Raw genomic sequence first — 12,497 nt, forward strand, 5'->3', positions numbered from 1 at the left:
TCGCGCCGTGGGGTTTTTCTGCTTCGTCGCCGACTGCCCGCCCGGAGAACTCCGTTGAGGTCTTACACCGGCTCCACAGACAGACGCCGCCAGCCCGGCGGCCAGCTGGGCGCCCTCGGGCAACGGTCTCGACCAGACGATGTCCAACGGCTCGGCCATCTTCGCCAACGTCAACCGGCCGTCCCGGAAACGAAAACCGCTGCGGGTGTATTCGGCGGACTTCTGGGACTCCTTCCGCGACTTGAAACGCGGGTCCTTGGCCCGCTTGGCGAAGAATTGGGTGAACGCCGTCTGCAAATGCCGCAGTGTCTGCTGAAACGGAACCGACGACACCTCGCCCAGGAAGGCGAGTTCCTCGGTCTTCTTCCATCCGGTCAGCATGGTCGAAGTCTGGTTGTAGGTGACCCGTTCCTGCCACGCCCCGCTGCGGGCGGCGAGCGCCAGGTTGTAGACCTTCCGCACACACCCGAACGTGCGCGACAACTCCGCCGCCTGCGCATGGAGTCACATCCACCACCTCTGGGTTTCCCGATCCCACGAGTGACCGAATCCAACCCACCTACAACGTAAGGACACCGATGAGCACTACGACGTTGCATGGCGCGCCTGCTGCGGAGACGGAGGTCGTGCACGTGGTGCGCGGCGAGGTCGACCACGGCTCGCCGATCGACCACGGCAGGGCCGGTTCGGCCTTCACCGCACCGGCACTCGACCTGGACCGCCTCGTATGGCCCCGCACCGAACCCGGCCCCGCCTTCCACGTGCCCGTCGCGGAGATCGTCGATCTGCTCGTGGAGACCGGCGAGGCCCTCAAGGCGGACCGCGAAGGCCTCCTCGCCGAGGCCCTCGACCGTATGGCCCGGGTCAGCCCATTGCCCGCAGAAGTCCTCGAGCGCGCCTACGCCCTGCTGTGGCGCAGCTTCCAACGGCCGGGCCTGTACGCCCAGATCGACCACGAACTCGGCGGAGCCGATGCCCTCGACGGTTGGCGCGAGGTGCGGCTGCCCGAGAACCGGACTGCGGCCACCCGCGCGTTCCCGCCGCGTCTCGTCCACATCATCGCGGGCAACGCACCCGGTGTCGCTGCGATGTCCGTCGTACGCGGCGCCCTCACCAAGGGTGTCAACCTGCTGAAGCTGCCCTCGAACGACCTGTTCACCGCGACCGCGATCCTGCGCACGATGGCGGCGGTGGCCCCCGGCCACCCAGTGGTGCGCTCGTTCTCCGCGGTGTACTGGCGCGGCGGTGACGAGGCGGTGGAGAGCGTGCTCTTCCGCCCGCAGTTCTTCGACAAGCTGGTCGCCTGGGGCGGCGAGGCCACGATCCGTGGGGCGCTGCGGTACGTCGGTCCGGGATTCGAGCTCGTCTCATTCGACCCCAAGACCTCCATCTCGCTGATCGGCCGAGAAGCCTTCGAATCCCCCGAGTCCCTTGCCCGAGCTGCCGACGCGGGCGCCGCCGACGCCACCTTCTTCAACCAACAGGCCTGTGTGGCCAGTCGCTTCCAGTTCGTCGAGGGATCCTGGGAGGACGCCGACCGCTACGCCGCCCTGCTCTGTGAACGACTGGGCGTGGCAAGGGAGTTCAGTTCGGCCGCCGGCCCGCGGGTCACCGCGGCACTGCGGGAGGAGATCGACGTCCTGCGGTCCCTGACGCCTGAATACCGGGTGTGGGGCGGTTACGACGGCCGGGGCCTGGTCATCCGCTCTCCAGAACCGGTGGACTTCCACCCCGACGGAAAGATCGTCGACGTCGTCCCCGTGGCCGAGTTGACGGAAGCGGTCGCGCACGCCGGAGTCGCCACGCAGACGGTCGGTGTATATCCGGACACCCGCAAGGCGGACCTGCGCGATGCCCTCGCCTGCGCCGGCGTGCAGCGCGTGGTGTCCCTCGGCAAGGCGGGCGGGATGCCACCGGGCCTGTCCCACGACGGCTTCTATCCGCTGCAACGGCTGATGCGCTGGGTGAACGACGAGTGACGCGGCGGATCTGCGGGCAGGTGGGCGCCGCAATCGTGGCACCGGGGACAGCCGCTGGTGGGCCCCGCAGGCGGCTGCGATATTGGCCGCCGAGGAGAGTCCAATCCCGGACAGGAAGGCCGTCCGGACGGCGTAACGGAAGCCTGTCCTAAGTGGCGGGTTTCCTCCGGTCGCGCTCCTGTTGTCGGCCGAATTGTTGGTTGACCGGCCGCCGAAGTGCGCGGGTGATGGCTGCATGGGCGATGTGGCTGCTTCGAAGAACGGTGGCCAGGATTCGATGCTGGAACGTGCTCGGCAACTGGATGCCTGGCCTCGCGCGGAACGCGGGAGGCCAGTCTCTGCGGGGACCCTCCGGTTCGAGTAGGGCACGTGTATGGCGAAATCACTCGCCGCTTCCGTGGTGGTGTCGCTGTTTCCTGACGATTCGCTTCCGGCATGAGGAAATGGCGAGAATTGCCCACTGTGAAACCGAGTTGTTTCCCGTCTGGTCCTGGTTTTGGTGTGGGTGCCGAGGGGGCGCTGCACTCCGTGGCGCAGATTGTCGTAAATGACCCTTGACGTCCACGTGGTCCAGGCCAGGGCAAACGCAGTTTGCGCAAAGGGGCGACTTGTGAACCGAGTGTGTCGACGGTCTGGTGGGACGGGTGTGACAGCAAGTGAGAGGTGAGGAACCCTCGCCCGGCTGTCCCCGGAGGGGGTTCCTGAGTGTGGGGACGGCTTGGAGCGCGGTGTTCGGCATGGTCTTGGTGCGCTCTCGTACCGGCCAAGGCCGGCGGTCGGCCTCCAGATCCGCCAGGGCGTTTGCGTGTGGCGATCTGATCGGCTGCTTGCGGCACCGCTGCACGAATGCGGTGCCTGCTGAGGTGAGTTCGGACGGCTCGCGAGGAGTACGCCCTGTCGGTCAGGGCCGAGTCCGGCGTCGTGCGGGGGTAGCCGATCGGCGTCTGCCTACGCGAACAGAGCGGTGGGGCTCCGTTCCCAGGTGCGGTCGCTCAGTGCCGGGACGCCTCGGGATCGCCGGTGTCGGCGGCCCGGAGAACTCCCGCCGTCACAGGTCACGAGGTACGTCTTCGGTCGCCGAGCGCTCGCAGCTGGTCACCGATCCGTGCATCCGGCTTCAAATCTTGCCCACAAATTCTCCACAGCCCTCTCTTCAGACGGGCCCCAATGGTCTAGATTGACCGTGCTTCGCATGCTGGGACAGCAGGCGACAAATGATGATCTATGGGTCCGGCGATACAGACGGCCAGGAGTCGCGTCTCTGCCGCCAGACGTGGGGGTGACCAATTTTCGGAGCCTGAGAGGCCTTTGGGTGCGGGGAGCATCCGAGGTTTCGATGGGTTCTCGCGCGCCTCAAGAGTTTGGCAGGGCCTGCGAGTCTGCTGCCGCCAGGGTGAGTTGTTCACGTAACTCTGAATTAGCCGGCACGTCATGCGCGGGAGGCGGGGGCCTCCTGAGGGGGAACAGTCGGGGGGCGGGGGCCTCCCGCAGTGGGCGAAACAGTGTTAGGCGAATACGTCGAACCACTGGGGACCTTGGGGGGTTCTGTGCAACAGGGGGGAATAGTCGGCCCTTTTCCGCCGGCGCGCGAGCGTCTGACGAACGGGGCGATCAGCCAGCCAGCAATCGATTGGGAGCAGCGGTACCGCCGTACTGTGATCATCAGCGACACCGTGGCCACCGCCTTGGTGGTGGCGGGGATCGGGGAATTCTTCGGGGCCCGGGACGCGGCCAACTGGCATGAGAAGTGGGGGATTCTCGCCTTCGGCACCGAACTGCTGGTGTTGGGAGCCCTTGCGGTGAGCCGGTCGTGGGCTCCGGCCGTCCTCGGCCAGGGTGCCGAGGAATTCCGCCGGCTCGGACGCTCGCTGTTCACGGCGACCGTCGTCTTGGCGCTCGGCGGGATCGCCCTGACCTCGCGCAACATCAAGCTCTGGATCTTCGTCGCGATCCCCGCGATCGCGCTTGTCACCATGACCGCGCGGTATGTGCTTCGCCTCTGGCTGCACAAGCAGCGCAAGGAAGGACAGTGCCTGAGGCCGGTGCTCGCTGCCGGCAGCCCGGCCACCGTGCGCGACCTGATCACCCGAACCCGTAAGTTCCCGCACCTCGGCTGGCGGGTGGAGGCGGTGTGCACGACGGACGGTCGCGGGCTCGACGGCGACCAAGGCGGGCTCGACGGTGACCAGTTGGACGGAGTGCCGGTCATCGGCCTACTGGAGGACGTCGCCAAGCACGTCCGCCACGACGGGTACCGCGTCGTCGCGGTCACACCGGACCCGCACTGGTCACCGGACCGGCTGCAGCGGCTGGCCTGGAACCTCGAAGGCAGCGATGCCGAGATGATCGTGGCCCCCGTGCTGATGGAGGTGGCCGGCCCGCGGTTGCACGTCGACGCGGTGCTCGGGATCCCGCTGCTGCGGGTCAGCATGCCGACCTTCACCGGGGGCCGCCGGGCGATCAAAGAGGTCGTCGACCGGGTGGGCGCGGCGGTCCTGCTGGTCCTGTTCGCTCCGCTACTGGTGCTCGTCGGGCTGGTCGTACTGGTGGACAGCCGGGGCGGGACGCTCTACCGCCAGCGCAGGGTCGGCAAGGACGGACGCGAGTTCACCATTGTCAAGTTCCGCACCATGGTCTCCGGGGCTCACAGGGCACGTGCGGAGCTCGCCGACCTGGACGAGGGCGCGGGCCTGCTGTTCAAACTCCGCCGGGATCCGCGGGTGACCCGGGTGGGAGCGGTGCTGCGCCGGTACTCGCTCGACGAGCTCCCGCAGCTCTTCAACGTGCTCACCGGATCGATGTCGCTCGTCGGTCCGCGGCCTCCGTTGCCGGAGGAGTCCGCCGCGTACGGCCCGGACATCCGGCGGCGGCTGCTGGTCAAACCCGGACTCACCGGCCTGTGGCAGATCAGCGGACGCAGCGATCTGTCGTGGGAGGAGGCGGTCCGGCTGGACCTGCGGTACGTGGAGGACTGGTCGCTCGCTCTGGACACAGTGATCTTGTGGAAGACGCTGCGGGCGGTGCTCTACGGGCAGGGGGCCTACTGATGCGCGGGAGTCGTCGTTCGGCCAGCACACGGACCGCAGGCCGCAAAGGCCTGCCTGGGGGGAGGAACGGGTCATGAGAGTCAGCGTTTTCGGGCTCGGCTACGTGGGCTGCGTATCGGCCGCGTGTCTGGCCAGCATGGGGCACGAGGTCATCGGGGTGGACGTGAACCAGGTGAAGGTCGACCTGGTCAACGACGGCAAGGCCCCGGTGGTCGAGGAGCGGATCGGCGAGCTCATCGCCGAGGTCGTGCGGACCGGAGCGCTACGCGCCACCGGCGACGTCCGCGAGGCGATCATGGACAGTGAGGTGTCGCTGGTCTGCGTGGGCACGCCGTCGGAGCCCAACGGCAGCCTGTGCACCACATACTTGGAGCGGGTCACCGAGCAGATCGGCGCCGCGCTCGCCGAGCGGGGCGGACGGCAGACCGTCGTGTTCCGCAGCACCATGCTCCCGGGCACCTGCCTGAACCTGCTGGTGCCGATCCTGGAGAAGAACGTCGGCGGCACGGCCGGAGTGGACTTCGGGGTCGCGGTCAACCCGGAGTTCCTGCGCGAGGGCACGAGCGTGCAGGACTTCTTCGACCCGCCCAAGACCGTCATCGGCGAGCTCGACCCGGCCAGCGGCGACGCGTTGGCGGCGCTGTACGACGGCCTGCCCGGCGAGGTGTTCCGGGTGCCGGTTCCGACCGCCGAGGCGATCAAGTACGCGGACAACGCGTTCCACGGCCTCAAGATCGGCTTCGCGAACGAGCTGGGTTCGGTGTGCCAGGCGCTCGGGGTGGACTCGCACCAGGTGATGGACGTGTTCCTGGCCGACCGCAAGCTGAACATCAGCCCCGCCTACCTGCGGCCCGGCTTCGCCTTCGGTGGTTCCTGCCTGCCCAAGGACCTGCGCAGTCTGGTCCACGCGGCGCAGCGGGCCGACGTCTCGGTGCCCATCCTCTCCCACGTGCTGGCCTCCAACTCCGACCATCTGCAGCGCGCGGTGGACCTGGTCGAGCGCACCGGCAAGCGCCGGGTGGGCCTGTTCGGGCTGTCCTTCAAACCCGGCACCGACGACCTCCGCGAGAGCCCGCTCGTCGAGCTGGCGGAGAGGCTCTTCGGCAAGGGGTACGACCTCAAGATCTACGACGCCAATGTGAGCCTCTCCCGGCTGCTCGGCGCGAACCGCGAGTACATCGAGAGCCGGCTGCCGCATCTCGCGCAGCTGCTCGCGGACTCCGTCGACGAGGTGCTCGAGCACGCCGAGGTGTGCCTGGTCGGGACCAGGGATCCGGCTGTGCTGTCGGCACTGCCTCACGCGGGCCGCCCGGTGATCGTCGACCTCATCCACCTTCCCGACGCCGACGCGCGCCGGGCCGAGCCGGGATATGTGGGCCTTGCCTGGTAGCGCGATCAGCGGCGACGGGCCGGGCCGGCGCGCGCTGATCCTGGTGGAGAACCTGTCGGTGCCGTTCGACCGGCGGGTGTGGCAGGAGTGCACGACACTGCGCGACGCGGGCTGGGAGGTGCACGTCATCTGTCCCCGGGGGGAGAAACGGGACACGGAGCCGGAGGCGGTGATCGACGGGGTGCGGATCCACCGCTACCCGTTGCGCGCGGCCACCGGAGGGCCGGCCGGCTACCTGCGGGAGTACGGATCGGCGTTGTGGCACACGGTCCGGCTGGCCCGCAAGGTCGGTCCGGTCGACGTGGTCCACGCGTGCAACCCGCCCGACCTGCTGTTCCTGCCGGCACTGTGGCTGAAGCGGCGCGGCGCGCGGTTCGTCTTCGACCAGCACGACCTGGTACCCGAGCTGTACCTCTCCCGGTTCGACCGCGGCGAGGACCTGCTCTACCGCGCCGTGTGCGCGCTGGAGAGGCGGACCTACCGGGCCGCGGACATCGTGCTCGCCACGAACGAGAGCTACCGGGACGTCGCGCTGCGCCGTGGCGGTCGGCGGGCGGAGGACGTCTTCGTGGTGCGCAGTGCGCCCGCGATCGACCGGTTCCAACCGGTGCCGCCGGAGCCGGAGTTGAAGCGCGGCAAGTCTCATCTGCTGTGCTACCTCGGCGTCATGGGCCCTCAGGACGGCGTCGACTACGCCTTGCGGGCCCTTGCGAAGCTGCGCGACGAACTCGGGCGGACCGACTGGCATGCGGTCTTCGTCGGCGCCGGCGACGCCTTCGAGGCGATGGTGGAGCTGTCCCGGCGGCTCGGACTCTCCGAGCAGGTGCAGTTCACCGGGCGCATCCCGGACGCCGACCTGGTGCGCTACCTGTGCACCGCGGACGTGTGCCTTTCCCCCGACCCGTGCAATCCGCTCAACGACGTGTCGACCATGAACAAGGTCCTGGAGTACATGGCGATGGGACGGCCGATCGTCTCGTTCGACCTCCGAGAAGCGCGCGTCTCCGCCGGTGACGCCGCCGTCTACGCGCCCGACGACGACGAGGCCCAGTTCGCCAAGCTCATCGCGCTGCTCCTCGACGATCCGGAGAAGCGGGCCCGGATGGGCAGGATCGGCCAGGAGCGGATCAGCGGCCCGCTCTCCTGGCGCAACTCGCAAGCGTCGCTGCTCGCCGCCTACGCCGCTGCCTGCCGGGACCATGCCCCGGTGTCGGCAGGTGGGCCGGTCCGTACGGGGAAGAGGCCGCGCCATTGAGTGATGACACGATCCGCCTGGTCACGATCGGACGGATTCTCCGTCGGCGGTGGCGGCTCCTGGCCGTACTCGCCGTAGCGGGCGCGCTTGTCGGCTACGGCACCTCGGTGCTGCTGTTGCCGCCGCGGTACACGGCGGCGGCCTCGGTGCTGCTGCCGGGCCAGTGGGACGAGCGCGAACTGCTGACCCAGGTGGACATCGCGACCAGTTCCGAGGTGGCCGACCGCGCGGCCGCCACGCTCGGATGGAAGGGCGTCAGCGGCGCCGACCTGCGGGATCAGGTGAGCGCCAAGGCCGACGACGGGAACATCATCAAGATCTCGGGTACGGCCTCCAGCCCGGCGCGCGCGCAGCGGCTCTCCGACCAGGTGGCCCAGCAGTTCGTCACCTTCGCCGCGCGCGTCGCAGGCGGCAGTACCGACCCCGGAGCGGCCACGGGGACCGAGGCGCTGCGGAAGCAGGTGGTCGAGACCAATCGCCGCATCACCGACCTGGCCGATGCGGCCGGTCCGGGGCAGACCGTGGAGAGCGTGCAGGCCCGCACCGAGCTCGAGAGTCTGCGCACCGCGCTGCAGGATGCCATGAAGAAACTGGACGAGGCAGGCCCGGCGACCAACAAGGCGAGCATGGTCGTCATGGGGCCGGCGCCGCGGCCGACCGGCGCGGCAGCGCCGACGAGGGTGCAGCTCGTCGTCGGCGGGGCGCTGCTGTTCTTCCTGCTCGCGGTCGTCGGCCATCTCGCCGCCGCACGGGTGAGTCGCCGGCTGCGCACCGAACCGGAGATCGCCGCGGCGCTGGGCTCGGCGTTCCTCGGCACCGTCGACGTGCCTGGTGAACGGCGCGCGCACCCATCGGAAAACCGTGGCCCACGGGCCCGGATCCGCCGACTTCTCGGCGTCGACACCCGGTGGGACGTACAGACCCCGCAGAGGTCGGGTGATGAGACCGCCAGGCGGATCCGCTACCGGCGAGTGTGCGCTCGCCTCCGGGACCGGTTGCCGGCCCCCCGGTGCCTGCTGGTTGTCGTACCGGAGGGCGACGAGGTCGCCCGCCGGGCCGCCGGGCAGTTCGTCGCGGAGGCCCAACGCGATCCGCTGCTGCGGATGGTGGAGGTTTCGGTGGACCGGCCGATCGTGCCGGACCGCGACACGGAGTCCGGTGCGCTGGTCGTCCTCAGCGCGGGCAGATGGACCGCGGAGGAGCTCGCCGGTATCGCCGAGGCGTGTGCGGACGGCGGGCACGAGGTCGTCGGCGTCGTCGTCGCCGGCACGGTCCGCACCCGCCCGACGCGGTCCGCCGGCCGTCCTTCGGACGAGGCCACTCCGGCACTCGCGGTGCACGGCCACGCGACGGGAGGTTCAGCATGACGACGAGCACGACTTCGGAGTCGTCGGCCGCCACCCCGCTCCTCGACATCCAGGCGCTGGTGGTCGCGGTCCGTAGACGCCGCCGTCTGTGGAGCGCCATGGCGCTGCTCGGGCTGTTGATCGGCGCGGCGATGGCGGTCCTGCTGCCGCCGTCACCGGCCGCGATGACCAAGGTGCTGGTCGCGCATGCGGAGGACCAGCCGAACGACACGGGAACGCTGATCCGCACCGACGTCCAGCTGCTGGGGACCACGCAGATCGCCGACCGGGCTCTGCGGATCCTCAAGTCCCCGGAAAAACCCGAGGACTTCATGCGGGACTACCGGGGCACCGGACTGACCAACAACGTGCTCCAGATCGATGTGACAGGTGACACCGACGCGGAAGCGGTGGCCCGGGCCAAGGCACTGGCCGACGCGTTCGTCACGGATCATGTGAAGCGGATACGGGACATCGCGGACGCCGATGCCAAGGGCCTGCTCGACCAGCGTGACCGTTTGCAGGCGGAGCTCGCCGACGTCAACAAGGCGATCGGCGGCCGAACGTCGGACATCGACCCGCAAGCGTCGGCGAACCTCGAATCGCTCTTCGCCCGCCGGGCCGCGCTCACTTCACAGATCGACGACTTCGGCCAGCGCGCCGAGGAGGCGCGCATCGGCACGCCCCAGCTCATCGTCGGCACACAGATCGTGGACGCCCCGCGCGCGGTGCGGCACTCCCTGCCCAAGGCCGTCGTCACCAACGGCGTGATCGGACTGGTCCTCGGGCTCGTCCTCGGGCTCCTGCTGGCCGCGGTCGGCGTGGTGGTGGCGGACCGCCCCGTGCTGCGCCGGGACATCTCGGCGAACCTCGGCGCCTCGGTCATCGCGGAGCTGCCCCGCCGTTCGGGCAGGCCGTGGCGGCGCCGACGGACCCGGGTGGCACGCGAACGGCTCACCACGACGCTGGCCCGCACCGTGCGAGGCTCGGCGGAACCGCTGTTGCTGCTCGAACTGGGCTGTGCGCGCAGCACGAGCGTGATCGCCCTGGGCCTGGCCCGGGCACTGGCGGAGGACGGGCCGGTGGTCGTCGTCGACGGTCTCCCTGGTCCGCAGCTCGCACGCCGCCGCTCCAAACCAGGAGACCCCACGGTGGTCAGCGGCGAACGTGCCGCGGCCGTGTCGCCTCAGGAGCACCGGATCGGCGTCGGCTCGGTGGCGCCCGGCACGGCGTGGACCGACCTCCAGTACCTCGGCACCCAGACCGTGCTCGTCGTGCGTGCCGGGCACGGCAGCGCCGCATGGCTGCACACAGTGGCGCGCCAGCTCGCGGACCAGCGCATTCCGGTGATCGGTGTGGTGCTGATCGACCCCGATCCGCGTGACCGGACCGACGGCACCCTGTGGGACGGGCTGCACACCGCGCTGCGCGGCCGGAGCGAGCGGCCGGCCCGGCCGAACGGGACGGGCCGGCGGCGCACGGAGCTGCAGCCGATGCGGGCCGCACGGGTCCCGGACGACGACCAGGAGGTGAGGTAGGACATGTGTGGCATCGCAGGCACGTACCGGTGGCCGGACGGAAAGGTCGTGACCGACCGGCTCACCGACACCCTCGCCCACCGCGGCCCGGACGGCGCGGGCCGCTACGGCCACCCCCTCGGTGACGGCGAAGTGCAGCTCGGGCACCGCCGGTTGTCCATCATCGACCTGTCCGAGACCGGCGCCCAGCCGATGGTCTCGGACGGCCTCGCCCTGACGTACAACGGCGAGCTGTACAACGCGCCCGAGCTGCGTGCCGAGCTGGCGGCCACCGGGGTGCGCTTCCGCGGTACCTCCGACACCGAGGTACTCCTGGAGGCCTGGCGTCGCTGGGGCACGGACTGCCTGCCCCGGCTGCGCGGCATGTTCGCGTTCGGCGTCTTCGACGAGCGGACCGGTGACCTGGTGCTCGCCCGCGACCAGTTGGGCATCAAGCCGCTGTTCCTGCTCCGGCGTGGTGCGGGCCTGATGTTCGCCTCCGAGCTCAAGGCGCTCGCCGCCGCGACCGGCGGTTCGCTGCAGGTGGACCACGCGGCGCTGGTGGCCTCACTGCTGTACTACTGGGTGCCGGACTCGCGCTGCGCGTTCCGCGAGGCGGAGAAGCTGCCGCCGGGGAGCTGGCTGAGGTGCCGGTCCGACGGCCGGGTGGAGCGCGGCCGGTTCTGGAACCTGAAGGACATCGCCGCCGAGGGCCGGGAGCGTGCCCTGGCCGGCGAGCAGCCGGACCTCGCCGCCATCGTCGAGGAGTCGACCCGGCACCACCTGCTCTCCGACGTACCCGTGGCGACCTTCCTCTCCGGCGGCCTCGACTCCAGCTATCTGACCGCGCTGGCGGCCCGCCACCAGCCCGGGATCTCCGCGTACACGATCGGCTTCCGCGCCGAGGACGCCAAGTTCGAGGCGATGCCGGACGACCTGCGCTACGCCCGGCAGGTGGCCGAGCAGTTCGGCGTCGACCTGCACGAGATCGAGATCGCCCCGAACGTGCTCGACCTGCTGCCGCAGATGACGTACAGCCTGGACGAGCCGATCGGCGACCCCGCCGCGATCAACACGTACCTGATCTGTTCGGCCGCCCGGGAGGCCGGGGTCAAGGTGATGCTCTCGGGGATGGGTGCCGACGAGCTGTTCGCGGGGTACCGCAAGCACCTGGCCAACCTGCTCGCGGTGCGCTACCAGCGCGTCCCGCGGCCAATGCGGCGCGGAGTGTCCGGGGTGGTGGATCGGCTGCCGGTCGCCACGGCCCGGCGGGGGTACCGGTCGGTGCGTTTCGCGAAGCGGTTCCTCTCCTTCGCCGATCTGCCGGAGGAGACCGCGTTCCGGCGCAGCTACACCATGTACGACCAGGACGAGCTGCTCGCCCTTGTCGATCCGGACCTGGCCGGGACGGTCGACGACGTGCTGACCGAACACGCGGACGTCTACCAGGACAACGACCTCGACGACTTCGTCAACCGCATGTGCCTGACCGACGCCCGGATGTTCCTGCCGGGCCTGAACCTCGCCTACACGGACCGGTCGAGCATGGCCGCGTCGACCGAGGTACGGGTGCCGTATGTGGACGTCGAGGTGGTCAAGGCGGCATTCGCCGTGCCCGGGGACCGCAAGATCGTCGGACGGCAGGGCAAGGCCGTCCTCAAGGAGGCGGCCACCTCGGTCCTGCCCCGGGAGATCGTGTACCGGCCCAAGGGTCTGTTCAGCGCCCCGCTGCGCGCATGGATGAGCCGGGACCTGGCACCGCTGGTGCGCGAGGTGGTCAACGACGGCTTGCTCGTCAACTCCGGGCTCCTGCGCCGCGACGCGCTGGCGCGCATGGTCGCCGAGGACGCCGCGGGGCAGCGGGACTTCTCCAAGCATCTGTGGCACGTACTGACCCTCGAGTACTGGTATCGCGACGCGACCTCCGGGTCCGGCCAGAGCACTCGGTTGACGGCTTAGGAAT

General features: G+C 69.8%; 7 protein-coding genes and 1 pseudogene. 7 read left to right on the forward strand and 1 reads right to left on the reverse strand.

Annotated features, from left to right (window positions below):
• Positions 1–108: 108 nt before the first annotated feature.
• Positions 109–498, reverse strand: a pseudogene (locus M2283_RS08495) (RNA-guided endonuclease InsQ/TnpB family protein); the annotation flags it as partial.
• Positions 499–578: 80 nt separating this feature from the next.
• Here M2283_RS08495 and M2283_RS08500 point away from each other — a divergent pair.
• From M2283_RS08500 to asnB, 7 genes are all read left to right on the forward strand, one after another.
• Positions 579–1,979 (forward strand): acyl-CoA reductase, encoded by a 1,401-nt coding sequence (locus M2283_RS08500; RefSeq protein ID WP_280875479.1) that lies wholly within the window; start codon positions 579–581, stop codon positions 1,977–1,979.
• Between the two features lie 1,547 nt (positions 1,980–3,526).
• Entirely contained in the window at positions 3,527–5,026 is a 1,500-nt protein-coding gene (locus M2283_RS08510) for a sugar transferase (protein ID WP_280875480.1), read from the forward strand.
• A 73-nt stretch (positions 5,027–5,099) separates the two neighbouring features.
• Complete coding sequence (locus tag M2283_RS08515; RefSeq protein WP_280875481.1) at positions 5,100–6,416, forward strand: nucleotide sugar dehydrogenase; 1,317 nt, start codon at positions 5,100–5,102, stop codon at positions 6,414–6,416.
• Positions 6,397–7,671 (forward strand): glycosyltransferase family 4 protein, encoded by a 1,275-nt coding sequence (locus M2283_RS08520; RefSeq protein WP_280875482.1) that lies wholly within the window; start codon positions 6,397–6,399, stop codon positions 7,669–7,671. The genes M2283_RS08515 and M2283_RS08520 overlap by 20 nt, the downstream gene beginning before the upstream one ends.
• Positions 7,668–9,038, forward strand: a complete 1,371-nt coding sequence (locus tag M2283_RS08525; protein WP_280875483.1) for a Wzz/FepE/Etk N-terminal domain-containing protein — start codon at positions 7,668–7,670, stop codon at positions 9,036–9,038. The genes M2283_RS08520 and M2283_RS08525 overlap by 4 nt, the downstream gene beginning before the upstream one ends.
• Complete coding sequence (locus M2283_RS08530) at positions 9,035–10,555, forward strand: Wzz/FepE/Etk N-terminal domain-containing protein (protein WP_280875484.1); 1,521 nt, start codon at positions 9,035–9,037, stop codon at positions 10,553–10,555. Before M2283_RS08525 ends, M2283_RS08530 begins: the two co-directional genes overlap by 4 nt.
• 3 nt (positions 10,556–10,558) lie before the next feature.
• Positions 10,559–12,493: an asparagine synthase (glutamine-hydrolyzing) gene (asnB, locus tag M2283_RS08535; protein WP_280875485.1), complete on the forward strand. Its 1,935-nt coding sequence runs from the start codon at positions 10,559–10,561 to the stop codon at positions 12,491–12,493.
• Positions 12,494–12,497 lie beyond the last annotated feature (4 nt).

This window comes from Streptomyces pseudovenezuelae (genome assembly GCF_029892565.1).
GTDB lineage: Bacteria > Actinomycetota > Actinomycetes > Streptomycetales > Streptomycetaceae > Streptomyces > Streptomyces pseudovenezuelae_A.